At 42.0% G+C, this 24,141-nt stretch carries 21 protein-coding genes and 2 pseudogenes; 11 read left to right on the top strand and 12 right to left on the bottom strand.

All coding sequences use genetic code 11. From position 1 onward, the window contains the following. Window positions 1–115: 115 nt before the first annotated feature. The 4 genes from recA to ACRQ5D_RS12735 all read right to left on the bottom strand — a co-directional run bounded on the left by recA (window position 116) and on the right by ACRQ5D_RS12735 (window position 3,328). On the bottom strand, window positions 116–1,138 hold the full coding sequence (gene recA, locus ACRQ5D_RS12750; protein WP_090534412.1) for a recombinase RecA: 1,023 nt from the start codon (window positions 1,136–1,138) through the stop codon (window positions 116–118). 142 nt (window positions 1,139–1,280) lie between these two features. After that, the gene (nth, locus tag ACRQ5D_RS12745; protein WP_091174695.1) at window positions 1,281–2,036 is read right to left on the bottom strand and encodes an endonuclease III; all 756 of its coding nucleotides are present in this window, start codon (window positions 2,034–2,036) and stop codon (window positions 1,281–1,283) included. A 243-nt stretch (window positions 2,037–2,279) separates the two neighbouring features. Continuing rightward, window positions 2,280–2,474 (bottom strand): hypothetical protein, encoded by a 195-nt coding sequence (locus tag ACRQ5D_RS12740; protein WP_091174692.1) that lies wholly within the window; start codon window positions 2,472–2,474, stop codon window positions 2,280–2,282. 269 nt (window positions 2,475–2,743) lie between these two features. Continuing rightward, window positions 2,744–3,328 (bottom strand): RNA polymerase sigma factor, encoded by a 585-nt coding sequence (locus tag ACRQ5D_RS12735; RefSeq protein WP_090534404.1) that lies wholly within the window; start codon window positions 3,326–3,328, stop codon window positions 2,744–2,746. A 486-nt stretch (window positions 3,329–3,814) separates the two neighbouring features. Between ACRQ5D_RS12735 and uvrA the strand changes: the two are divergent. The 7 genes and pseudogenes from uvrA to ACRQ5D_RS12700 all read left to right on the top strand — a co-directional run bounded on the left by uvrA (window position 3,815) and on the right by ACRQ5D_RS12700 (window position 11,783). After that, a pseudogene (gene uvrA / locus ACRQ5D_RS12730) lies at window positions 3,815–6,702 on the top strand (excinuclease ABC subunit UvrA). Window positions 6,703–6,941: 239 nt separating this feature from the next. Beyond that, window positions 6,942–8,039 carry an IPT/TIG domain-containing protein gene (locus ACRQ5D_RS12725; protein ID WP_431199760.1) on the top strand — a complete coding sequence of 366 codons (1,098 nt, stop codon included), beginning with the start codon at window positions 6,942–6,944 and terminating at the stop codon, window positions 8,037–8,039. Then, a complete protein-coding gene (locus tag ACRQ5D_RS12720) occupies window positions 7,993–9,183 on the top strand; it encodes an IPT/TIG domain-containing protein (RefSeq protein WP_432329126.1) in 1,191 nt (396 codons plus the stop codon). Before ACRQ5D_RS12725 ends, ACRQ5D_RS12720 begins: the two co-directional genes overlap by 47 nt. 239 nt (window positions 9,184–9,422) lie before the next feature. Beyond that, window positions 9,423–9,740, top strand: a complete 318-nt coding sequence (locus ACRQ5D_RS12715; RefSeq protein WP_432329124.1) for a hypothetical protein — start codon at window positions 9,423–9,425, stop codon at window positions 9,738–9,740. A gap of 23 nt (window positions 9,741–9,763) precedes the next feature. Then, window positions 9,764–10,015: a hypothetical protein gene (locus tag ACRQ5D_RS12710; protein WP_432329123.1), complete on the top strand. Its 252-nt coding sequence runs from the start codon at window positions 9,764–9,766 to the stop codon at window positions 10,013–10,015. A 131-nt stretch (window positions 10,016–10,146) separates the two neighbouring features. Next, on the top strand, window positions 10,147–11,475 hold the full coding sequence (locus ACRQ5D_RS12705) for an ABC transporter substrate-binding protein (RefSeq protein ID WP_431199758.1): 1,329 nt from the start codon (window positions 10,147–10,149) through the stop codon (window positions 11,473–11,475). Window positions 11,476–11,639: 164 nt separating this feature from the next. Continuing rightward, window positions 11,640–11,783: a hypothetical protein gene (locus tag ACRQ5D_RS12700; RefSeq protein WP_431199757.1), complete on the top strand. Its 144-nt coding sequence runs from the start codon at window positions 11,640–11,642 to the stop codon at window positions 11,781–11,783. A 152-nt stretch (window positions 11,784–11,935) separates the two neighbouring features. Here ACRQ5D_RS12700 and odhB read toward each other — a convergent pair whose 3' ends face one another. The 6 genes and pseudogenes from odhB to msrA form a co-directional block, all read right to left on the bottom strand. Next, entirely contained in the window at window positions 11,936–13,489 is a 1,554-nt protein-coding gene (gene odhB / locus ACRQ5D_RS12695) for a 2-oxoglutarate dehydrogenase complex dihydrolipoyllysine-residue succinyltransferase (protein ID WP_091174683.1), read from the bottom strand. A gap of 61 nt (window positions 13,490–13,550) precedes the next feature. Beyond that, window positions 13,551–16,367: a 2-oxoglutarate dehydrogenase E1 component gene (locus ACRQ5D_RS12690; protein WP_091174680.1), complete on the bottom strand. Its 2,817-nt coding sequence runs from the start codon at window positions 16,365–16,367 to the stop codon at window positions 13,551–13,553. Window positions 16,368–16,541: 174 nt separating this feature from the next. After that, window positions 16,542–17,183, bottom strand: coding sequence for an FAD-binding domain-containing protein (locus ACRQ5D_RS12685; RefSeq protein ID WP_432329120.1), 642 nt, complete (start codon window positions 17,181–17,183; stop codon window positions 16,542–16,544). Then, a complete protein-coding gene (locus ACRQ5D_RS12680; protein ID WP_431199755.1) occupies window positions 17,147–17,842 on the bottom strand; it encodes a deoxyribodipyrimidine photo-lyase in 696 nt (231 codons plus the stop codon). The genes ACRQ5D_RS12685 and ACRQ5D_RS12680 overlap by 37 nt, the downstream gene beginning before the upstream one ends. 259 nt (window positions 17,843–18,101) lie before the next feature. Further along, window positions 18,102–18,907: pseudogene (locus ACRQ5D_RS12675) on the bottom strand (5'-nucleotidase, lipoprotein e(P4) family). A gap of 240 nt (window positions 18,908–19,147) precedes the next feature. Further along, window positions 19,148–19,693 carry a peptide-methionine (S)-S-oxide reductase MsrA gene (gene msrA, locus ACRQ5D_RS12670; RefSeq protein WP_091174672.1) on the bottom strand — a complete coding sequence of 182 codons (546 nt, stop codon included), beginning with the start codon at window positions 19,691–19,693 and terminating at the stop codon, window positions 19,148–19,150. Window positions 19,694–19,808: 115 nt separating this feature from the next. Here msrA and ACRQ5D_RS12665 point away from each other — a divergent pair, with 115 nt between their 5' ends. After that, window positions 19,809–20,201 (top strand): DoxX family membrane protein, encoded by a 393-nt coding sequence (locus ACRQ5D_RS12665; RefSeq protein ID WP_167516241.1) that lies wholly within the window; start codon window positions 19,809–19,811, stop codon window positions 20,199–20,201. 425 nt (window positions 20,202–20,626) lie between these two features. Then, a complete protein-coding gene (locus ACRQ5D_RS12660; protein WP_143020877.1) occupies window positions 20,627–21,394 on the top strand; it encodes a hypothetical protein in 768 nt (255 codons plus the stop codon). A gap of 85 nt (window positions 21,395–21,479) precedes the next feature. Here ACRQ5D_RS12660 and ACRQ5D_RS12655 read toward each other — a convergent pair whose 3' ends face one another. Beyond that, entirely contained in the window at window positions 21,480–22,376 is an 897-nt protein-coding gene (locus ACRQ5D_RS12655; protein ID WP_091174667.1) for a LysR family transcriptional regulator, read from the bottom strand. A 99-nt stretch (window positions 22,377–22,475) separates the two neighbouring features. Between ACRQ5D_RS12655 and ACRQ5D_RS12650 the strand changes: the two genes are divergently transcribed. Next, on the top strand, window positions 22,476–23,114 hold the full coding sequence (locus tag ACRQ5D_RS12650) for an NAD(P)H-dependent oxidoreductase (RefSeq protein ID WP_091174664.1): 639 nt from the start codon (window positions 22,476–22,478) through the stop codon (window positions 23,112–23,114). A 19-nt stretch (window positions 23,115–23,133) separates the two neighbouring features. After that, on the top strand, window positions 23,134–23,370 hold the full coding sequence (locus tag ACRQ5D_RS12645) for a putative quinol monooxygenase (protein ID WP_432329116.1): 237 nt from the start codon (window positions 23,134–23,136) through the stop codon (window positions 23,368–23,370). A 310-nt stretch (window positions 23,371–23,680) separates the two neighbouring features. Here the strand turns inward: ACRQ5D_RS12645 and ACRQ5D_RS12640 are convergent, their stop codons facing one another. Beyond that, complete coding sequence (locus ACRQ5D_RS12640; RefSeq protein WP_432329114.1) at window positions 23,681–23,890, bottom strand: hypothetical protein; 210 nt, start codon at window positions 23,888–23,890, stop codon at window positions 23,681–23,683. Between the last annotated feature and the right edge of the window lie 251 nt (window positions 23,891–24,141).

Genomic DNA, 24,141 nt, shown 5'->3' with positions numbered 1-24,141 from the left:
AGTACTGCCGCGGGTTACACTACGCCAAACCCGCGGCAATTTTACAAAAAAGCCCCCTTACAGGAGGCCTTCTTATATATTCATTAAATCACTTTAAAGATCAGTATAATCCCAATTATACTTCTTCCATGCTTTCGCCGGTTACTGTTTCTTTGATCTTATTTTCCAATTCTTCCTGTAGCTCAGGGTTATCAAGGATCAGTTGTTTAACAGCATCACGCCCCTGGCCTAAACGGGTTTCGCCATAGCTAAACCATGACCCTGCTTTTTTAATAATGTTGTATTCAACACCCAGGTCAATGATCTCACCGGCCTTTGAAATACCTTCGCCAAACATGATATCAAACTCGGCTACACGGAACGGAGGGGCAACTTTATTCTTAACGATCTTAACCTTTACGCGGTTACCGGAAACCTCATCAGTGTCTTTAATTTGGGAAATACGGCGTACATCCAAACGTACCGAAGCATAAAATTTCAATGCATTACCACCAGTAGTGGTTTCAGGGTTGCCAAACATAACACCGATCTTATCGCGCAGCTGGTTAATAAAGATACAGCAGCATCCTGTTTTGCTGATAGTGCCGGTTAGCTTACGTAATGCCTGGGACATTAAACGTGCATGCAGGCCCATTTTTGAATCGCCCATTTCGCCTTCTATCTCGGCTTTAGGAACCAACGCTGCAACAGAGTCGATAACCAAAATATCAATAGCGCCCGAACGGATTAGGTTATCGGCAATTTCCAGTGCCTGTTCACCATTATCAGGCTGGGAGATCAGCAGGTTTTCAACATCCACGCCTAATTTCTTGGCATAAAAACGATCGAAAGCGTGCTCCGCATCAATAAAGGCTGCAATTCCACCGTTCTTTTGCGATTCGGCAATGGCATGGATAGCCAAAGTTGTTTTACCTGACGATTCAGGCCCGTAGATCTCAATGATCCTTCCTTTAGGCAAACCGTTAACTCCCAAAGCAATATCAAGCCCTAATGAGCCGGTTGATATAACTTCAGTTTGTTCAACTACGGATTCGCCCAATTTCATGATGGTACCTTTACCGTATGATTTTTCCAGCTTATCTAATGTAAGCTGTAATGCCTTCAATTTATCAGCGCTATTTTTATCTATGTTAGCCATCGTATTAATTTCTTCAACAAATATAATTACATTTTTTAAAATTACTAATTTTTTTAGTAATTTATTTTTTTGCGACTGGTTGATTGGAATGTATTAAGTAAATATAATAACTACTCACTAAGTCATCTATCCACTTACTCAACTAATTATCCACACTTCTCTTCCTCAACTCCTTATCTATAATATTAAGGGCCTTTTTCTTTTTAGCTTCTTTGGCCTTCTTAAGTTTTGCAGCTTCAAGCCTTTGCAGCGCGGCTTCTGTATTATTGCGCTCATAATAGCGACAAAACCACGTAAGCGGACAAATATCGCATTTAGGGCTGCGCGCCAAACAAATATACCGGCCATGCAATATAAGCCAGTGATGTGCAACACCTATATATTCTTTAGGAATATTTTGGACCAACTGTTTTTCAACCGCCAACGGGGTACGGGCATTATTAGTTAAGCCAATGCGGTTGGCCACCCTAAAAACATGTGTATCAACAGCCATGGCCGGTTCTTCAAAAATAACCGAAGCGATCACATTGGCAGTTTTACGGCCTACACCTGGTAATTTTTGCAGATTTTCGATCCCCGAAGGTATTTCGCCATTAAAAACTTCCATCAGCATTTTGCCCATGCCTACCAAATGTTTGGCTTTATTATTAGGATAACTTACTGACCGGATGTATGCAAAAACTTCGTCGGATGTTGCGGCAGCCAGATCTTGCGGAGTAGGAAAACGCTCAAACAGTGCCGGCGTTACCTGGTTAATCCGTTTATCAGTACACTGTGCCGAAAGTATAACGGCCACCAATAATTGGAATGGGTTATTATAGTGCAGCTCAGTAACCGGGTTAGGCTGGTTTTTAGAAAAATAATCAACAAAATGGCGATAGCGTTCGGCTTTTAACATTAGTTCACTGGTTCATTCGTTCATTAGTTTATTGGTGCTTTGCTTATGGCAAATACATCCTTATAAACCACTTTCCAAAACTATCAAACTTTTCACCAATGAACGAATAAACCAGTGAACTACTGAACCATCTTAAAATAGAAAGGTTCATAAATCACTTATTGGGTTTTGGTTTTCGATTCGCATCGGTAACCTTTTCAACAATTATGATCTATGAACCAGTGGGGGAATCCGCAATAAATACTAACGTAAGCTTTTTGAATAATCCAGGATCTGGTGTATAGTTTGCACTTTGGGTTTCCTGATCAGCAGGTCCAAATCAGCACGAATTGAATTGTAAAAAATCACTTCGTCGGCGTCCAGATTTTCTTGTACATTCCTGTTCATTTCAGCTTCGTTAGCTAATGCATTTAACGTTTTTGTAAAGGTTTCATCCATAAGCTTATTTTACTATAATTTTTATATGGTTTATAACGGTGGCTTAAAGATAATATTTTGTTAAATGAAAATTAAATGAAATTTTTATTTAACAAAATTAGCTACCGGAAGCTATGAATTACGTTATTGCAACAGTAAATAACTTTATATCAGCAACTAATGAAACAATAACAGAATTTTAGACAAAAAATAAGGTTAGAATATTATTATCCGGTTTAACCTAAACAATAATATCCTAACCTTTATATCTAATCTCTTATACCGAAAAACTAATTTTTCAGGCTGAGCTCTTTGCTCTGCATCATTTTGCGGAGGTTATTAAGGGCATAGCGCATACGGCCAAGGGCGGTATTGATGCTAACATCGGTAATATCGGCAATCTCTTTAAAACTCATATCCCCAAAGTGGCGCATAATGAGCACCTCCTTTTGTTCGGATGGAAGCAGTTGGATCAGTGCTTTAAGATCTTTATGGGTTTGATCCCTAACCATCTTGTCCTCGGTACTTTCGTCATAATTACCAAGCACTTCAAAAATGTCGAAATCATCGCCATTGCTGATCATAGGCGCACGTTTTTCACGGCGAAAATGGTCAATCACCAGGTTATGTGCAATACGTGTTACCCACGGCAAAAATTTACCCTCTTCGTTATATTTACCGGCTTTAAGGGTGTTAATCACCTTTATAAATGCATCCTGAAAAATATCTTCGGCAAGGTATTCGTCTTTTACCAGCAAGTAAATAGAAGTATATATTTTTGATTGGTAACGCCTTATCAATTCTACTAAACCGGCTTCGTCGCCGGCTACATATAGATGGATTAGATCCTGATCACTCTTCAATTGAAAATCCATAGAAAGTACTACTTAAAACTTAATTCTTAGTTAAAACCTTTTAAAGTAAAGTATATTCTATAGCGTGCTCCTTAGGGGTTAAAGATTTGTTTGCTCAAATAAAATAAATTATTGGTAAAATAACAAATAAAATTTTTTTTTCGCGCCCTACTTTACTATTAATCGGTATAATTACCTATAAAACCATCATTTATTTGGCACACTTCCGTTAGACTTATTTTTAATACCGAAGGTTTAATCATTCGCCAAAATAAATTTTTTAAAAAGTAGTTGTTAAAACAACATTAAGTTTTAAAAAGTCAGCAAACTGTAAACTCCAATATTTCACGTAGTTTAATCCAATAAACAATCAAAACTCATTTGGATTCTGCTAAATTTTTTAGGATTTTTGCATTCGCAAAATAAAGTCCATAGCCGATAGCCCATAGACCATGGCACTGATTTAGCTATGGTCTATAGGCCATGGACTATCGACCAAAAAACAGCATGAGTAAAGAAGCAGAAAAAGATCCGCAAAAGCATATTATTATAAAAGGCGCAAGGGTGCACAACCTTAAAAACCTTGATGTGGCTATTCCCAAAAATAAACTGGTGGTAGTTACCGGCATGTCGGGTTCGGGCAAATCATCGCTCGCTTTCGATACTTTGTACGCCGAAGGTCAGCGCCGCTATGTGGAAAGCCTTTCATCATACGCTCGCCAGTTTTTGGGCCGTATGAACAAGCCCGATGTTGATTATATTAAAGGCATTGCACCGGCTATAGCTATTGAGCAAAAGGTAATTACCTCAAACCCACGTTCAACCGTTGGTACATCAACCGAGATCTACGATTATTTAAAACTGCTTTTTTCACGTATCGGTAAAACGATATCGCCCATATCAGGCAATATCGTAAAAAAAGACTCGGTGACCGATGTGGTTAACTTTGTGCTTTCATTGCCTAACGAAACCCAGGTAACCATTCTTGCTCCATTGCACCCGCACAATAACCGGAGCCTTAAAGAGGAACTTGCAGTATTGATGCAAAAAGGTTTTGTTCGTGTTGAATACAATGGCAAACTTTCGCGTATCGAATCTTTATTAGAGGATGAAACAGTAGAGAACGTTCCTTTGATGGCGGCTGAACCAACAGTCGAGATCAAAAAAACAAAGACAAAAAAGCCGCTGCAGAAACTACCGAAATTGATCAGCAAATTGTAGTACGCATAGTTGTTGACCGCGTTACCAAGAATGAGGAAGACGAAACTATTAGCCGCTTAGGCGACTCCATACAGACTGCCTTTTTTGAAGGCAAAGGCGATTGTTTTGTTCGCTTCCAGCAACCTGACAACGATACCGAGCATGAGCGCTTTTTTTGCGACCGTTTTGAGTTAGACGGATTGAAGTTTGAAGAGCCTACGCCAAACTTCTTCAGCTTTAATAATCCGTATGGCGCATGTAAAAAATGCGAAGGTTACGGCAAGGTGATCGGTATTGATGAAGACCTGGTTATCCCGGATAAAAGCAAATCCATTTATGAGGGGGCCATTGCCCCCTGGCGCGGCGAAAAAATGCGCGAATGGAACGATGCACTGGTAAGACATGCCTTAAAGTTCGACTTCCCTATCCACCGCCAATACAATCAACTAACCGAAAAAGAGCAGCGCCTGCTCTGGACCGGCAATAAGTTTTTCCGTGGCCTTGACGAGTTTTTCAAAGAAATGGAAGAACAAACGTATAAGATCCAGTACCGTGTTTTGCTATCGCGATACAGGGGTAAAACTACTTGCCCGGAGTGTAAGGGCAGCCGTTTACGGATAGACGCTTCTTACGTAAAAATCAGCGAAAAATCAATCACTGATGTGGTGTTAATGCCGTTGGATAAAGCGTTCGAGTTTTTCAAATCGCTTGAACTGAGCGAGACCGACGCTAAAATCGGCAAACGCTTACTAATGGAGATCACCAACCGCCTTGGCTTTTTGAATGATGTAGGGTTAAGCTACTTAACACTTAACCGTTTATCAAACACCCTATCCGGCGGTGAGTCACAACGTATTAACCTGGCTACCTCTTTAGGCAGCAGTCTTGTAGGTTCGGTTTACGTGTTAGATGAGCCGAGCATTGGTTTGCATCCGCGTGATACCCAAAGGCTGATTAGCGTACTAAAATCCCTCCGCGATGTGGGCAACACCGTATTGGTTGTTGAGCATGAGGAAGAGATCATGAAAGCTGCCGATCACATTATTGATATTGGCCCGGAGGCTGGCACCCATGGCGGCGAGCTGATTTTTACCGGTACTTATAACGAAATTATAAAAGACGATAAAAGCCTCACCGGCAAATACCTGAGCGGCAGGGAAGAAATAGCTATCCCCGCAAGCCGCCGCAAATGGCACGATTTTATCGAAATAAAAGGCGCGCGCGAAAACAACCTGAAACATGTCACCGCAAAATTTCCGTTAGGCGTGCTTACTGTTGTTACGGGCGTATCCGGCTCAGGTAAAACCAGTTTGGTAAAACGCATCCTTGCCCCGGCCGTTCAAAAGGCATTGGGCAATTATTCGGGCGAACAAACGGGCTCATACGATGCTATTGATGGTGATTATGGCAAAATTGAACAGGTTGAACTGGTTGACCAAAACCCAATAGGCCGTTCATCGCGCTCAAACCCGGTTACTTATGTTAAAGCCTGGGACGAGATCCGCAACCTGTACGCCGCTCAGCCGGCAGCAAAAGCCGCCGGGCTAAAACCCTCTGCATTTTCTTTTAATGTTGAAGGCGGCCGTTGCGATGTTTGCCAGGGCGAAGGTGAAGTTAAGATAGAGATGCAATTTATGGCAGATATCTTTCTTACCTGCGAAACCTGCGGGGGCCATCGTTTCAAGCAGCATATTTTAGATATCCAGTACAAAGAAAAAAATGTATCGGAGATCCTGAACATGACTATCGATGAAGCCGTTGAGTTTTTTGCCAAAGAGCCAAAGATCATCGCCAAAATAAAACCTTTGGTTGATGTTGGTTTAGGGTATGTGCATTTAGGTCAATCGTCAAATACGTTATCTGGAGGCGAAGCACAGCGCATCAAACTGGCATCATTCCTGGTAAAGGGGAACAATACTAGTAAAACTCTTTTCATTTTTGACGAACCCACTACCGGCCTACATTTTGCCGATATTAAAAAACTGCTGAAATCATTTGATGCCCTCCTTGATCATGGCAACACCATTATTGTTATTGAACACAACATGGATGTGATCAAATGTGCGGACTGGGTTATCGATATTGGCCCGGAAGGTGGAGACCGGGGCGGTAAAGTTGTATTTGAGGGCGTTCCTGAGGACCTTCTAAAACAAAAAGACAGCTATACGGGCAAGTTTTTGAAAGAGCGGTTTTAATTGATCAATGTTTAAGCAGGCTTATCCCTTGCTATATTATATTTTAGTTAAGTTTTCATAAAATAAACTTACAGATATAAGAGCAAAGCGTATAATGCACCCTTATACGCTTTGCTTATGTAACATGTACCCACGTTTTTACGTATCAGAATAACAATTAACTATTTGTATTTAATAGTTACGGCAATCTTCCCAAAGCTTGCCAACCTAACCTTATTAATTATCGAAATATCACAAATATGAATTTATCTCTACAAACCTGTTTCAAGGCTTCATGCTTTTGGCTTTTACTTATTGTATTAGGCGTATCCTGTTCCAAATACAAAAAGCCCAAAGATGATATAGAAACAAAACCTACGGCTGCTTTTACTGCAAAAATTGATGGTGCCGATTATGCAATTGAAGCGACTGATTTTTCATCAACCTATTACACAACAAGCGGCGACGATATTAAGGCCTTGCTTACTACGGCTACATTAAACACCAATGGAAGCAAGATCACCTTTTTTGTGAATGATTTTAAACCCGGCACTGCTGTTATTAACAAAAAAACGGGAACCTCATCAAATCCCGGTAACCCTCGTTTAAAAGTGGATGCCGTTACTAACTCCGTAGTACAAAGCTATGTGCAATATATCAGCGGGGGCAATACTTATTATGCTGTTTCGGGGAGCATTACTGTTTCTTTGAGTGGTAACACAGCTACAATAAAATTCAATATTACTTTTACCGATGCTGCAGGTAAATCATTTACAGCTACGGGTTCATACACAATAAACGACTTCACAACCAATACAAAACCAAAATCACAAATCACCGATCCAACACCTATTGTAAGCAAGCCAACTATTGAAAATATAAGTCCGCTAAGCGGGTTTATTGCGGATACTGTATCCATTACCGGCACTAATTACAGCGCCACCTTAACCGAAAATATTGTGAAATTTAATGGTACCGATGCCAAAGTGGTATCGGCTATAAGCACCACCATTAAAGTAACAGTACCGGCCAGTGCCACAACTGGTGTGGTAACCTTAAAAGTAAAAGACAATGACGTAATAACCGGCCCCATGTTTACAATTTCATCGCCGGCAACTATAACTTCAATCAGCCCAACCAGCGGCAGGGCCGGAGATACCGTTACCATTAACGGCACCAATTTCAACAGCTCAATTGACGGTAACAGAGTTCGCTTTAACAATGCAGGAGCTGTTATAATTTCGGCAACCCCAACCAAAATTAAGGTTAAAGCTGCGTTGGATGGCTCAACAGGCAACGTAACGGTAACCGTTGGTCTCGTCTGCAACTGTTACAGGTCCGGTATTTACTTACCTTAACCTTCCGCAGGTGCAATTTCTTTCACCTTACCAGGGCAGGGCCGGCGACACTATCGTTATTCAAGGTTATTATTTTGGAGGCACACCAGCCGCAAACATTGTAAAGTTTAATGGGATACAGGCAAATGTACTTACTGCAGCAGGAACAGCACTTAAGGTAATTGCACCTCAAGGCGTTACTTCGGGCAGGGTTACAGTCACCGTTAATGGCAAAACGTCGACTGATAGTGCCCCATTTACGGTTAACCCGCCATACCCTAATATTAAATGGCAGGAAATTTTTTATTCATCGGGTCTGGAAAACATCAATCAAATGGCCTCTTTAAGAAATGGCTTATTGGTAACCGGCGCAGCAGTTACGAGCAGTCTTTTCTTTAGTGCCGACGACAAAACATTCACCAATGTTTATAACAATCTGCCATTCAATAAAAACAGCAAAGTGATTATTCATCTGCTAAGCCAGGATGGAAAAGCATTTTATGTAACCAGTAACCTTGGCGTAGCTAAATCAACCGACGGTGTAAACTGGACAAAGCTTACACCAGATAAAAACAATCCGGACAAAGGATTCACCGGTATTGTGAGCACCAGTGAAAGACTTATGTTAGTTTCCGGCTCAACTACCTATACATCATTAGATGCAGGAACAACCTGGACAACGGCAGGCAATTCGCAGCCTGCTCAATTAGATTACTTCACCAGTTTCCCAAACAGCAAATACATTTTTGCCATTGATACCGCTAAAAACACTGCATCGCACAATGCCACTAAGCTTTATTCATCAATAGATAAAGGCACCACGTGGAATCAATCATACAGCTCTGTTACGGGAATTTATCATTTTAATGAAGGCTGCAGAGATTTTCTTAAAACAACCAACTACAGTCTTTATTGTGCATTCAGCCCGGTATCAAACCCCGGGCTTGCTGATCAAAAGCTCTATCGGTCAGTTAACCAGGGCTACCAGTGGGATCTGGTGGGCAATGAAACCTGTTTTGTAGTAAAAACCTTCGGTGTTAATGTAGCTTATGGTAGCCAAACCTTCAATTTATCAACAAATGATGGCACTACTTTCAAAAGCTTCGCACTACCACAGGGCTACAGCTACCTGGTGGAATTGAACTGGGATCCTATATATACATAACTGTAACTAACTTATCCGGCACACACATATTCCGGTCAAGCTGGTAACTCTTCTTCTTTCTTGAAAAAATAAAAAGCCTTTTATATACTAAAGGGCTTTTTATTTTTCATTACGAGCAGCTTAGCTCTTTGATATTCCAAAATCGAATATCTATCTTTACTATTCTTCCGCACCTATTTAATCTAAAACGCTCGTTTACAGCAATTAACTTATATTACTAATACCTAAATTTTATTACCATGCCAGGTACAAAAGAATTTTATGACACCATTCGTGACACAGTTTTTAAAGGTCACATTTCACAAAGCCAGGTTGATGGTATCGAAGCCATTTTAAAGGCCGCAGCAGATGCCGGCGTTACCGATCAGCGTAAAGTAGCCTACATGTTAGGCACCGTTTACCATGAATGCGCAGGTACTATGCAGCCGATAACTGAATTTGGCAAAGGCAAAGGTCATCCCTATGGCGAAAAATTTAAAATGGGCGGGGGCCAGGTCACCGTATCCCTTATACAACGCCCGATCAGCTTTATTATGGCCGCGGTTTTGTACAATTAACATGGTACGAGAACTATGACGCCATGAGCAAGCATTTACATCTCGACCTGCTTAACCATCCCGAATTGGCGCTTCAACCTGATATAGCTGCCAATATTATGATTGAAGGTATGACAAAAGGCATGTTTACCGGCGTTGGCTTAGGCAAATATTTTGACGCCACCCATGCCGACTGGATCAACGCCCGCCGTATTATTAACGGGAATGATCACGATGTGCTGATAGCAGGTTATGCCAAACATTTTTATAAGGGATTGACCGGTATTGATGCGTAAATTGAGTATGCGACTGTTTAACCTTTAATCTCGAACAGTCGCACAACTTTTACTTTCGGCAATCAATCATCCCTGCGCAATAATCAACTAACCCCCACTCTGATATCATGATATTTGATATATTAGCTTAAATGAATAAGCTGATCACTTACCTTTTTGTACTATTCTCCATTCAGCTTTGTTCCTGCCATACTGATACTTCTCCCGATCAGCACAAAACCGTTTTTAATATCAATCTGGAAGAAGGCCTTACCTCACTTGATCCTGCCTTTTGCCGCAATCATTATACCATTTGGATGGATAACCAGCTTTATAACGGCCTGGTACAGATCAACGATAGTTTAAAAACCATTCCCTGTATAGCCAAAAGCTGGGAAACATCAGCTGATGGTTTATTATATACCTTCCATCTGCGTAATGATGTATATTTTCATGACGACCCTCATTTTGCAAATGGTACAGGTCGAAGGGCAGTGGCCTCAGATTTTGCTTATAGCTTCGGTCGTTTGATCGATCCCAAAGTCGCTTCATCCGGCTCATGGATCTTCAGTGATAAGGTAAAGGATAAAAGCGCCTTCATGGCACCTAATGACAGTACTTTCCAAATAAGGCTTAAACAGCCTTTCGCTCCCTTTCTAAGCTTACTCACGGCACAATATTGTTCTGTAGTCCCAAAAGAAGTGGTTGAGTTTTATGGCAAGGACTTCAGGAGCCATCCGGTAGGCACCGGCCCTTTCAGGTTTAAATACTGGAAAGAGGGTGAAGTACTGGTATTTTTAAAGAATGAGCATTATTGGGAAAAAGATGAAAAAGGTAAGCACCTCCCCTATTTGGATGCCATCCGCTCCACCTTTATTGCTGATAAGCAAACCTCATTCCTGGAGTTTGTAAAAAAGAACATCGATTTTTTAAATGATATCGATGGCAGCTATCGCGATGATATCCTCACCAAAGCAGGCAAGGTAACGCAAAAATATAAGGGTAAATTTATACTCAATACCGCTCCTTACCTGAATACCATTTACCTGGGCATGCTGGTTGATACCACTTTGCCCATTGTAAAAAAATCGCCCTTAAAAATACTTAAGATCAGGCAGGCCATCAACTACGCCATCGACCGCGAAAAGATGATCAAATACCTCCGCAACAGTATGGGTACACCGGGCTACGGAGGTTTTGTGCCCGAAGGCATGCCAGGCTTTAACGGCACCGGGGTAAAAGGTTATCTATACGACCCGGAAAAAGCTCGCTGCCTGCTCCGCGATGCCGGTTATCCCAATGGTAAAAACATGCCCGAAATTACCCTGGCTACCACTATTGGTTACCGCAGTTTAATTGAGTATGTACAAGGCCAATTGGAACGCATTGGTATAAAAACAAATGTAGAGATAACCCAGGGTGCCAGCCTGCGCGAACTAATCTCAAAAAACGGCATCAACTTTTTTACGGCTCCTGGATAGCCGATTATCCAGATGCCGAAAACTACCTTTCAGTTTTTTACTCCAAAAATAAAATTCCCTTCGGCCCCAATTATACCGGGTTCAACAATAAAAGGTTCGATGAACTTTTTGAGCAAACCTACCAGGTAAAAGATGATGAAAAACGTTTCGCCCTCTACCGCCAGATGGATAATCTGATGATGGAGCAATCGCCCATTGTAGTATTATACTACGATAAACTGGTAAACCTTTATCAAAACAACATTAGTGGCTATAGCCTTAATGGTCAAAATTTGTTAGTGCTTAAAAGGGTGGTGAAGCGGCTTTAGTGATTAGAGGTTGGAGGTCAGAGATTAGTTGTACTTGGTCTCGTCGCTACTTCTAATCACCTGACAAATTTCAAAACCTTGCGAAACCTATTACACAAAAAAATCCCGGAGGGAAAACCTACCGGGATCTCTTTTATAAAGTTTTTGCAGGGTTATACACCTAACAACAACCTTGCAGGATCTTCAAGCAATTGTTTAACCCTTACCAGGAAGCTTACCGATTCACGACCGTCAATGATGCGGTGATCATATGACAGGGCAAGGTACATCATCGGGCGGATCACAACCTGTCCGTTTACTGCTACCGGGCGCTCAATGATATTATGCATACCTAAAATGGCCGATTGCGGTGCATTAATGATCGGCGTCGATAACATCGAACCAAATACACCACCATTGGTAATGGTAAATGTGCCGCCGGTCATTTCAGGGATGGTCAGTTTGTTTTCGCGGGCTTTACCGGCAAGTACCACAATGGCTTTCTCAATTTCGGCAAGGCTCATGCTATCAGCATTGCGGATAACCGGAACAACCAAACCTTTAGGGGCAGAAACAGCGATAGAGATATCAGCAAAATTGCTGTATACGATCTCTTCGCCCTCAATACGTGCACCAACAGCCGGCCAGTCTTTCAAAGCCTCGGTAACCGCTTTGGTAAAGAACGACATGAAGCCTAAGCCAACGCCATGTTTCTCTTTGAATTTATCTTTGTATTTACCGCGTAATTCCATGATCGGCTGCATATCAACCTCGTTAAAGGTGGTAAGCATTGCCGTTTCATTTTTAACCGATACTAAACGCTTAGCAACGGTTTTACGCAACGAAGTCATTTTCTCGCGTTTCTCGTCCCTGGCACCGCTTGCTACAACAGGAGCAGCAGTTTGGGCAGCTGGAGCAGGAGCGGCAGGTTTAGCTGCCGGAGCTTGCGCGCCAAGGGCATCACCTTTAGTGATCCGGCCATCAACACCTGAACCTGATACTGATTTTGGATCAACACCTTTTTCGGCTAATATTTTGGCGGCAGCCGGTGATGGCGTACCTGAGGCATAAGTTTTAGCACTTTCGGCAGCTGCACCACCACGTGGCGATTCATCGGTAGCGCTAACTACAGCCGGGGTTACTGTAGGCTGTGAAGCACCTGCACCTTCAATAATACAAACTACGGTACCAATCGCTAATACATCGCCTTCTTTAGCGATTGTTTTTAACGTACCTGCTTTTTCGGCAGTAAGTTCAAACGTAGCTTTATCTGATTCCAGCTCGGCAATAGCTTCATCCATAGCAACAGCGTCGCCGTCTTTCTTAATCCACCGAGATAATGTAACCTCCGTGATAGATTCACCTACCGGTGGTACTTTAATTTCGACAGATGCTGATGCGGCAGCCGGAGCGGCAGCAACAGGGGCCGGAGCAGGAGCGTTTGCAACAACTTCTGGCTGTGGCTGTGCTGCAGGAGCAGCAACTTCAGCGCCTCCGTCTTCAATATTGGCAACAACAGCGCCAATTGGTAGTACATCGCCTTCATTGGCAACGATTTTTAAAGTACCGGCTTTTTCGGCAGTAAGCTCAAAAGTAGCCTTGTCTGACTCAAGTTCGGCAATAACCTCGTCCATTTCAACGTGGTCGCCGTCTTTCTTTTTCCAGCTCGAAAGGGTCACTTCTGTAATTGATTCGCCTACGGTAGGCACCTTAATCGCTAAGCTCATATTGTAGTATTGTAGATTTTATATTTTTTTCTGGATGATGTCAGGATGCTTAACTTATTGATCAATCAGCCCCGGCATCAGCCATTTTCTTTGTTGTTTTTTTAACAGCTTCTTTAACCACTTTACCGGCTGGGGCCTCAAAAGCTTTTGAAACTATGTATAACTGCTGGGCGGCATGCTGTTTAGCAAAGCCTGTTGCGGTACTGCTGCCTTCAATCCTTGAAATAACGCTCAGGTTAATCACCTTATCATTATGGAATTTACGGCAAATGTATGGCCATGCGCCCATGTTTTCAGGCTCTTCCTGTACCCAGATAAATTCGGCCTTTTCGTATTTAGCTTTGATCTTCAAAATTTGGGTAACCGGAGTGGGGTAAAGCTGCTCTACACGTACAATAGCCACATCCTTACGGTTATCGGCCTGTTGTTTGTCAAGCAGATCGTAATAAACCTTACCGGTACACAACAACACGCGTTTTACCTTTTTAGGATCAACATAAGTATCATCTATCAACTCGTGGAATTTACCGTTGGTAAAATCTTCAATTGGCGATACACATTTAGGACTGCGCAATAAGCTTTTTGGTGTAAAAATGATCAAAGGCTTACGGAAATCACGGTGCATTTGCCTGCGTAAAATATGGAAGAAGTTGGCAGGGGTTGTGCAGTTGGCAATTTGAATGTTATCATCGGCACAAAGCTCTAAAAAGCGTTCAACCCGTGCAGATGAGTGCTCAGGGCCCTGGCCTTCATAACCGTGAGGCAACAACATAACCAAACCATTACCACGCTGCCATTTAGTTTCGGCACTGGCAATGTACTGGTCAACAATGATCTGGGCACCGTTAAAGAAATCACCAAACTGGGCCTCCCAAATGGTTAAAGCAGTTGGGTTTGCAAGTGCATAGCCGTATTCAAAACCTAAAACGCCATACTCAGATAATAAAGAGTTATAGATGCTTAATTTAGCTTCGGGGTTAATGGATGCAAGCGGTGTAAATTCGTCTTCCGAATCAACCAGCGTCAATACCGCATGGCGATGCGAGAAAGTACCACGTTTTACGTCTTCACCACTTAACCTGATAGGGTAACCTTCTTTTAACAAAGTTCCGTAAGCAAGCAGTTCGCCCATGGCCCAGTCAAACACTTTGGTTTTGTTCACCATGGCACTGCGGTCTTCAAACAGTTTCTCAATTTTCTTGAAGAACTCTTTATTTGGTGGTAACACAGTGATCTTATTACCAATCTCTAATATGGTTTCTTCGGCTACAGAAGTATCAATAGCTTTTACCAGTTCTTTATGGCTTGCCAGGTGCAATCCGCTCCAAGCACCTTCAAACATGGCAATAGTATCAGTAAACCTTTCTTCTGATTTTACTTCATCTAGCTTTTGCTGTAACTCATCTTTGAAGGTTTTTTCGATAGATTTCAGGAATTCAGCATCTATACTGCCTTCATCTATCAGTTTTTGATTGTAAATCTTTAAAGGGTTAGGGTGCGCGTCGATAGCCTTGTATAACAGCGGCTGGGTGAATTTAGGCTCATCAGCTTCGTTATGGCCATAACGGCGGTAGCAAAGGATATCGATAAATACGTCCTCATTAAATACCTGCCTGTATTCCATAGCCAGGTTTACTACATAAGCCAAAGCTTCAACATCATCACCGTTTACGTGAAAAACCGGCGAAAGCACAGTTTTGGCAACATCGGTACAATAAGTACTTGAACGGGCGTCTTTATAGTTGGTGGTAAACCCTATCTGGTTGTTGATAACCAGGTGAATGGTGCCGCCTGTGCGGTAACCATCCAGTTTTTCCATTTGTAAAACTTCATATACTATACCCTGTCCGGCAATTGAAGCATCGCCATGAATCAGGATTGGAGCGATCTTTGAATGATCGCCGCCATATTTAAAGTCGATTTTTGAACGGGTAATCCCTTCTACAACCGGGTCAACAGCTTCCAGGTGCGATGGGTTAGGGCAAAGGCTCAGGTGAACTTTTTTACCGCTTTTGGTAAGCACGTCGGTTGAAAAACCTAAGTGGTATTTCACGTCACCACCAAAAGGCGATTCAGAATCGTAGTTTTTACCTTCAAACTCAGAGAATACCTCTTTATAGGTTTTCTCCATGATGTTGGTCAACACGTTCAAACGCCCGCGGTGCGCCATACCGATGATAAACTCCTCGATACCCAGATCGGCGCCTTTTTTAATTACCGAATCCATTGAAGGGATCAGCGCTTCGGCACCTTCCAGTGAAAAACGTTTTTGACCAAGGAATTTGGTGCCCAAAAAGTTTTCGAAAGTTACTGCTTCGTTCAGCTTGTTAAGCATTTCCTTCTTTTCATCAAGGGTAAAAGAAGGTGTATTACGACGGCTTTCCATCCGCTCTTCAAACCATTTTATTTTAATGGGATTACGGATGTATTTATATTCCGTACCTATTGAACGGCAGTAAGTATCCTCAAGCAACTGTCGGATATCGCGCAATTTGGCGGCACCTAAACCAACTTCAACACCGGCATTAAAAACGGTATCAAGGTCGGCTTCGCTCAAGCCAAAAGTTTCAAGCTCCTTGCCTGGGTAATAATGGCGGCGTTCGCGAACGGGGTTTGTTTTTGCAAACAAATGCCCGCGCGAGCGGTAACCATCTATCATGTTTAATACGTTGATTTCCTTTAAAAAATGTTCAGGAGTAGCTTCACCAACTACGGCAGGTGCAATTGCTCCGGCAGCATCGGTATCTTTACCAAAATCAAATCCTTCAAAGAATTTTTGCCATCCAAAATCAACCGATTCCGGTTCCTGTTTGTACTGTTCGTATAGGGAAGATATGTAGGCAGCGTTTCCGCTATTTATATAATTGAGACGATCCATGTGAAACTGATCTTTAAAACGGTACAAAAGTAATGATATACCGCTATATACTTCATAATTAATTGTAAAGAAATTTAGCCATTATTAGGCTTATTTTACCCATTGGGGTGAAAACTCAAATTATGGCGTGTTGTTTTGAAACAGATATAAAATATTTCGGTGCAGATAATATTTTTAAGCGCTAACCAAATCCCCGGCTTCATCAATGGATGATGGCTGCCAGGTATTCACAAAATCGGTTTTGGCTTCAAGCTCTTTGGGCAGCTTGGTAACTATAGCGTATTTGCTTTCCTTAGCATCGTTAACACCGGCAATAAAGGCCCAGTTGCCCCAATTGCTGGCCGGTGAGTAATCAATAAGCTTTTCTTCAAAATAAGCAGCACCCTGTACCCAGTCGGCTTTGAGGGTGTTTACTAAATAGCCCGCTACTACCTGCCGGTTTTGATTACTGATATAGCCTGTAGCATTAAGTTCATGCATTGCTGCATCAATAAGGGGCACTCCTGTTTCGCCGTTTTTCCATTTTTGGAGCGACAGCTCGGCGTCCGGCGCAAGGTCGGTGCCCTGAGCTTCGTCTTTAGCTTTGATAAATTTTTGGCCGTGTTTTTTAAACATGAACCTGAAGTAATCGCGCCAAAGCAATTCAAGCTTTAACAGGTTACCATTACTGCCATATTTCTGAATTTCCCAGTAAACCTGCCTCGGCGAAATACACCCTATCGAGATCCAGGGAGAAAGTTTTGAAGAGCAATCAGAGCCGTTACGCCCATTTTTTTGTTTCAGCAGCTGGTCTGCATTGGCAAAACACTTATGCATTTGCACCAAAGCCGCTGTTTCGCCCCCTGAAAATATTCAGTAGCACGCATATCGTCAACAGGCTCGTTTAAACCTAATTGTTGCAAGGTTGGTAATTCGCCGGCATCGGTAATTTCCGGAACGCTGATATGATCGGGTTTTGGTACGCACGGACGAACATTACTGTCACGTTCCACCTTCTTTTTAAAAACCGCGAAACTATCCGGGATATCCTTAATCGGGAAAGGAAGATCTTCCTTATGATACATGGTATGACCGATGAAATGCTTGAGGTTAAGCCTCATTTTCCATAGCGCAGTTTCAACCTGCTCGGAGATATTGGTTTCCTCGTAGGCTACCTCACGGTGATGATAAACTTCATTTACCTGGTATTCCTGTGCAAGCTGCGGGATCACATCGGCAGGGTTACCAATGCGGATGATCAATTCGGCACCAAAACCCTGTAAATTTTTGCGGAGATCGGCAACGGCCTCTAAAAGGAACCTCGCCCTGAAATTCCCTGTTTTTGAAGCCCCCGTTTCGGTATGTTGAAAATAATAAGGATCGAAACAATAAACCGGCAGTATTTTATCAGCCTTGCGTACAGCTTCTAACAAAATTTCGTTATCATTTATGCGCAAGTCATTTCTAAACCAAACCAGAATAGTTCTATCACTCATAGTTAAACAGGGGTTAACTGAATAATAATAATGCAGTATGCAAATTTGCAATTTATTTGCGCTTCATGCACATTTTACCGCAAGATTATGACATCACCCAAACATTCAATTATTTTATTAAACTAAGTAAAATGCTTTAGCTATATAAAATAATTACACCTATAGGGGGATCAGCGTGTAAATATACGTAAATACAGGCAATTAAGTTATATACCTGCCCGGGCGGCTATCCCTCGTCAACAGTTAAAGATCAGTAGTTTTACTGATCGGCTTTGATCTTCGCCCTGATCACCGAATCTTTTTGGGCAGGGCTAAGCTTATAATTAAACCGGAAAAGTGCCCCCTCAAAATCACCATATGAAGGATTGGGAATAACAATATACCTTTTGCCAAATTCCGCTTGCAGCTTTTGTGTGGTAGCCGTCCTGCTTTCTTCGGGCGGGTGACTATCATACAGCAGGTCAAAATCGGGCAGGTTATCGCCGCAAAGCAGCAGGATGTTATGTGTTTTTAAAACGTTAAGACGGCGCGCTTCCTTGCTCGATGAAGTAGTTTTCAACTGCAGGTGTTCATCATCGGCATTAGGCAATCCATACAATTGCAGATTTTTAAGCGTACTTGCCCGCTCATTTTCATTACGGTTGGTAATGTAAAATATCGTGATCCCTTTTGATGCGGCGTACTTAAAAAAGCAGGTGCGCCCGGCACGGTATCAGCAAGGGCTTTGTCTGTCCATTGTTTCCAGGTGGCATCGCTGTAATCTAAGTTCTGTAAGGCGCGATGGGCATCATAGGGGCTATTATCCAGCACCGTTTCGTCAATATCGGTAACAATGGCCAGTGGCTTATCACCGGGGTTCTTAATCCCTTCATCAACCCTGAGTTTAGCTACGTTATAGGCCTGAAAGCATAATGCTTTGTACTCCGCTGCCCGCTGCTGCCATAATGAAGCCCAGATCTTACCATCGTTGGTAATGCTGGTATTAGGATTGGCAGTTTTTTTAACAGATGAGCAGGCGCTGAATAACAACAGGCCTGATAGTAGATAGCTATAGCTTTTTTTCATATGGGTTGATTAAAAGAGTGACGGTCGAGACCTTGTCGAAGACTAATGCGAAAAAAGTACGCCGGCATGCTTTAACGAACTACCGTTTAACTAAACGGGTGTCATGCTGAAGCCCTCGAATCATGGTGAGCAAGGCCTCTGCGCACGACCCTTCGACGGGCTCAGGGTGACAGGCCCTTTTGCTTAATATTACTTCATCTTCAGAGCCGCTCGATTTAAACACTCCGTATGATAGGCATCTTATAACAGCTCCGGCTTTATTTTATCCTTAAACTCCTTGGCAAATTTATTGAGTTTTGGCTGGATAACAAACGCGCAGTACGACTTATTAGGATTATCGTTGAAATAATTCTGGTGGTAATCTTCGGCGCTGTAAAATGTACTTGCCGGGGTGATTTCGGTTACGATAGGATCGTCAAAAACCTGCTCATCGGTAAGCGTTTTGATCATCGCTTCCGAAGCCTGCTTTTGTTCATCTGTATAATAAAATATAGCCGAGCGGTATTGTGTGCCCACGTCGTTACCCTGGCGGTTAAGTGTTGTTGGGTTATGGGTTTTAAAGAAAACCAATAGCAATTCATCAAACGAGATCACGTCGGCGTCATACTCCAGGTGAATCACTTCGGCATGACCGGTAGCGCCTGTACAAACCTGCTCATAGGTTGGGTTTAAAACTTTGCCGCCCATATAACCCGAGGTTACTGATGTTACACCTTTAAGAGATTGGAAAACGGCTTCGGTGCACCAAAAGCAACCGTTGCCGAAAGTTATTTTTTGAATGTTCATATGTCCTGTTTTATCAAAAGTAATGCCTGTTTAAATAGTTAGCTATGAGGCTGATTTGAATATGTCAATTAAATTACTAAACTTAGTGTTTAACCTTATATTAAACCTATTAATTATGAAAATTGCAGTATTAATTGCCCGCGTTTTGCTGGGCCTGGTCTTCGTGGTGTTTGGGTTAAACTTCTTTTTCCAGTTTCTGCATATGGCCCAACCGCCCATGAGCGATAAGGCACAGGCTTTTAGCGGCGGGTTATTTGGTTCAGGTTATTTTTTTCAATACATGAAAGTAATTGAAATAACCAGCGGCCTGTTTTTAATTATCAACCGGTATACGGCACTGTTTGTGTTATTGCTGCTACCTATTTCGCTAAATATATTCCTGTTCCATGCCATTTTGGCACCGGCCGGTTTGCCAATTGGACTGGCGGTTATAGTTTTAGAGGTATTTTTGCTGTTTGCCTATCGCAAGTATTATGCGAGTATTTTTACGGCCACGCCAACGGTATAAGCACCCGGTGATTCTACAGGCTTTATTGGACAATATCCAATGTAACAAACAAGGTGTCCCAATTTTTTGATTCTCCATAAAAAAATTAAAAATTGCCGGCGTTTCTTTTTTTGCAAATAACAAATGTTCCATTTTTTGAGAGCGAAACGCCGGAACGCGTTAAAAATGAAACACATTGATAATCAGAAATTTAACACCCTACCCGAAACACTATTAAATATTTGATTATCAGCAAACAAGCCTTTTAGGAATATAAATTCAGCGTTTCAGATCCGGGCAAAATGCCCGGATTTTTTGTTTGTTTTTTTTCGTTTTTTTGGAGTTTTTTGAAAATACACGCTACTATGATCATTGTACTGACAGTACATTGTCAGCATTATTTTAATCTGGAATTAGTAGTAAAAGCAGCAAAATAAAAGCATAAATTGGCCTGTAAACCTTATCTTATGAACAGATACGCCGCCTTAATTATTTCCTTGGTTTTTATACTTTATTTCGATCATTCATCTGCACAAGATTGGTTAAAAACGGCTGAGGCAAAAGCAGCCAAAAGAGACACCAAAATATATCATCTTACATCCATCGATGGTAAAAATCAAACGGTGAAGATCGTTCCTGACTATGCAAACCATGTGCTTAAAATGATTTGCCTCAAAGATATTATTACAATAGATGATTTTTGGGGAGAAACTCCTGACATTAGGTTATTGAATAAAAACTTTATTGAGATTAACTATGCAGTAAGAGGCGGATCGGGAGTTGGGTTAGGAAATACTCTGATCATCTGCGTGGAGGGCCAACATCTATACAAGGCCATGCATGTTTTAAGATATCTTACCGGGGAATCCGGCGAACAACAGGAAGAATACCGCATTAAATTACATTTGGTTGGCAACAGTATTAACAACTGCAAATTAAAAGTCAGTGTACATGATTTTGTTGATTCAAAACCTCGCCCTAAAGAAAACTATGCCTATGACACTAACACAGTTTTAGCCTTCGACATGCAGCAAAATGTCTTTTACAGCGTTAAGCAAGACATATTCGATCACTTTATCACAACAAGAAACAAGACCAAACAAAAAATTGCAGGTAATTTCCCTATGATCATTTTAGGTAAGGAAACTTATTACTTTATAAATGACAGATGGTATTCCGGCAATCTTAACAAAGAAATGTTTGAGTTTCGATAAATCACATGGTCTTCTTTTGCCACGGCGGCCAGAGGCCGCCTTAATAGTTGCCACTCGCCGGAGGCGAGCGGCGGCGATTAGAGGCTTACACCATCTCCCGCTCAAAAATTTCCTGGATCATTCCTACCTGCTCTGCGTAAATGGATTTTTTGCGGGTGCCGAAGTACAAGGTGTTCTCAATTAAATTATATCCTTCCCAAAGCAGTTTGATATTGCCGCTGTCCCGCTCCTTTCTTGAAAGGAAATCAGGGATCACGGCTATGCCTTTACCATTACTCAAACAACGGATAATAGAGCCCATGTTAGGGACGATGAAATTAGGCTTAAAATCAGGTCGTTTGCCAAAGTTAATATGCCAGAAGCGCCGCAGGTGTTCCATATCGCCCGATGAGCCGTACCAGGTTTGGGCTTTAAGCCAGGTTTGAATCTGGTTTAGGTCTTTAGTTTTCAATAGTTCATTAAATTCGTCGGTTGGCGTTTGCGCCCCGGCAAGCACCACTATCCGTTCTTTAAAAAAAGGTTTATACTCAAGACCTTTATAATCGCCTTTATGAGGCGTAACAATCATATCGAGGATGCCATTGTCCAGGTCGGCAAGCATTTCGGGGTATTCGCCAAATTTGATGATCACATTAAAAGGCAATGTGGGCAGGTAGGATTCGAGCGTAAACTGAAAAGTTTCAAAGCACATGCCTATACTTATGGTAGGCACGTCCTTTTCGGTGCTTTTATGAAAATGCCGTTCGGCATCCTCCAGTTTACAAATTGCCTCCAGGATATAGTTGTATAAGATCTTACCCCGCTCTGTGGATACCATTTTACGCGAGGTACGGTCGAACAATTTGTAGCCTACATAACTTTCCAATGAGCTTAGATGCAGGCTTACTCCCGGCTGCGAAATAAACAGCGCTTCGGCCGCGCCGGTTAACGAACCTGTTTCATATATCGCCTTAAAGGTGCGGAACCATTCAAAATTAACCATAGCCTATCTATTATAATTATGATACAAATGTATAAATTAAACTATTTTAATAATGAATTAAGCCGCTGTAATTTTGATGAAAATTAAAACAGAAAATAAATGACAAACATATTTGTAATAAACGGAGGGCAGATCTTCGGTCACTCCGGCGGAAGATTTAACAAAACATTATTGGATACGACCGTGCAGTATTTTACCGGTCACCCTGATTTTGAAGTTCGTTCAACCGATGTAAACCATGAGTACGACCCCATGCAAGAGGCTGAAAACTATAAATGGGCCGATGTGATTATTTACCACACCCCGGTTTGGTGGTTCCAGGTACCGCATGCCTTTAAAAAATATATCGACGAAGTTTTTACCGCCGGATATCAAAACGGCATTTACCGCAGCGATGGCCGCACCGCCGAAAACCCCGGCATTAATTACGGCACAGGGGGCTTAATGCAGGGCAAAAAATACATGCTTACCACATCATGGAATGCACCGGTTACCGCTTTCACCTTACCCGGCGAGTTTTTTAATGAACGCAGTGTTGACGAAGGCCCCCTGTTTGGCTTTCACCGCATGAACGCTTTTACCGGTATGCAGGCTTTAGAAAGTATTCACTTTTATGATGTAATGAAAAACGCTAATATTGAGGAGAACCTGCAACGCTACCAGGAACATTTAAACAAGCTATTTACCCAAAACAACCCAAGCCATGAAAATTTACTTAACAGCCTTAGTGAAGTGTAAGGCCGGCACCACTGCCCAAATGAAAGATTTTTTGGATAAGCTGGTAGCAGCATCCCGCCAGGAAGAAGCCTGCCTGCAATACGAGCTATACCAATCAACAACAGACGAAACCCAGTTTATTTTTCATGAAACCTGGGCCAGCCGGGAAGGGCTTGATCAGCATGTTAAGCAGGAGCATTTTCAGTTATTCAGTAAGCAGATTGCTGATATTATAGACGGCCCGCTTGGGATATATAAAACCGACAGGGTGCATTAAAATAGATAGTTAACAAAACGGCCCCCGGTTTCCACCGGGGGCCGTTTTGTTATTTGCCACAGGTTTTATTGCGATCGCCCGAGGCTTTGCATGATTTGCTGCAGTTGTCTAAACACGTTGGCATGGTGCATGACTTTGCGCATTTGGTGCAATGGTTCATTTTGTTATTGCAGCAAGGCGTATTAGCAAACGAAATATTAAATATGGTAAACAGCATCACAGTGGTGATGAAAAGAAACTTCTTCATGATTTTTTAAATTGAATGTTTAATAAAAAGATATACTATTGAAAACAGGCAGATGTCTTTTTATCAAGCTTTCGGAGGGTTCCAGCAGGTGTTGGCGTAATCGGATAAATTGCCTGCAAGGTCAAGCAAAGGAGCATTGCTACTAATAATAGCGGCAACAGGTCCGGCCTTGATAGGTTCAACTTTTAAAAAGCAGCAATTGTTACACGATAGCATGGTCATGCACATACCACCGTCACATCCTTTTTGACCGCCATGCTGTTTCTGCGGCATATGATCCATGTGATGACAGCAATTTTTGGTCATGTTATATATAGGCTCCGCTTTTCCCGGTATTGTGGAAATGAGCACCATAAAAATTAACATGATAAAGGCGATTGCTTTCATTGAATCTTGAAACGGAATGTTAGAGGAAATAGTATAAGATGATTTAAGTTTGATGTTGTTATAATACATAAATCCAATCGGCTACTATTCATCCTTCAACACATCAATAGGCTGCTTAGAGCTAACCAGCCATACAA

Source organism: Mucilaginibacter sp. P25, assembly GCF_050859465.1.
In the GTDB taxonomy this organism is placed as follows: Bacteria; Bacteroidota; Bacteroidia; order Sphingobacteriales; family Sphingobacteriaceae; genus Mucilaginibacter; species Mucilaginibacter gossypii.
Note: the sequence above shows the minus strand (reverse complement) of the source record. Positions and strands in the feature narration are given on the sequence as shown.

Excerpts from the sequence above, each read along its gene's own strand:
- recA (WP_090534412.1), bottom strand. The coding sequence starts at position 1,138 with ATGGCTAACATAGATAAAAATAGCGCTGATAAATTGAAGGCATTACAG.
- nth (WP_091174695.1), bottom strand. The coding sequence starts at position 2,036 with ATGTTAAAAGCCGAACGCTATCGCCATTTTGTTGATTATTTTTCTAAA.
- ACRQ5D_RS12740 (WP_091174692.1), bottom strand. The coding sequence starts at position 2,474 with ATGGATGAAACCTTTACAAAAACGTTAAATGCATTAGCTAACGAAGCT.
- ACRQ5D_RS12735 (WP_090534404.1), bottom strand. The coding sequence starts at position 3,328 with ATGGATTTTCAATTGAAGAGTGATCAGGATCTAATCCATCTATATGTA.
- ACRQ5D_RS12725 (WP_431199760.1), top strand. The coding sequence starts at position 6,942 with ATGAATTTATCTCTACAAACCTGTTTCAAGGCTTCATGCTTTTGGCTT.
- ACRQ5D_RS12715 (WP_432329124.1), top strand. The coding sequence starts at position 9,423 with ATGCCAGGTACAAAAGAATTTTATGACACCATTCGTGACACAGTTTTT.
- ACRQ5D_RS12710 (WP_432329123.1), top strand. The coding sequence starts at position 9,764 with ATGAGCAAGCATTTACATCTCGACCTGCTTAACCATCCCGAATTGGCG.
- ACRQ5D_RS12705 (WP_431199758.1), top strand. The coding sequence starts at position 10,147 with ATGAATAAGCTGATCACTTACCTTTTTGTACTATTCTCCATTCAGCTT.
- ACRQ5D_RS12700 (WP_431199757.1), top strand. The coding sequence starts at position 11,640 with ATGGATAATCTGATGATGGAGCAATCGCCCATTGTAGTATTATACTAC.
- odhB (WP_091174683.1), bottom strand. The coding sequence starts at position 13,489 with ATGAGCTTAGCGATTAAGGTGCCTACCGTAGGCGAATCAATTACAGAA.
- ACRQ5D_RS12690 (WP_091174680.1), bottom strand. The coding sequence starts at position 16,367 with ATGGATCGTCTCAATTATATAAATAGCGGAAACGCTGCCTACATATCT.
- ACRQ5D_RS12685 (WP_432329120.1), bottom strand. The coding sequence starts at position 17,183 with ATGCATAAGTGTTTTGCCAATGCAGACCAGCTGCTGAAACAAAAAAAT.
- ACRQ5D_RS12680 (WP_431199755.1), bottom strand. The coding sequence starts at position 17,842 with ATGAGTGATAGAACTATTCTGGTTTGGTTTAGAAATGACTTGCGCATA.
- msrA (WP_091174672.1), bottom strand. The coding sequence starts at position 19,693 with ATGAACATTCAAAAAATAACTTTCGGCAACGGTTGCTTTTGGTGCACC.
- ACRQ5D_RS12665 (WP_167516241.1), top strand. The coding sequence starts at position 19,809 with ATGAAAATTGCAGTATTAATTGCCCGCGTTTTGCTGGGCCTGGTCTTC.
- ACRQ5D_RS12655 (WP_091174667.1), bottom strand. The coding sequence starts at position 22,376 with ATGGTTAATTTTGAATGGTTCCGCACCTTTAAGGCGATATATGAAACA.
- ACRQ5D_RS12650 (WP_091174664.1), top strand. The coding sequence starts at position 22,476 with ATGACAAACATATTTGTAATAAACGGAGGGCAGATCTTCGGTCACTCC.
- ACRQ5D_RS12645 (WP_432329116.1), top strand. The coding sequence starts at position 23,134 with ATGAAAGATTTTTTGGATAAGCTGGTAGCAGCATCCCGCCAGGAAGAA.
- ACRQ5D_RS12640 (WP_432329114.1), bottom strand. The coding sequence starts at position 23,890 with ATGCCGCAGAAACAGCATGGCGGTCAAAAAGGATGTGACGGTGGTATG.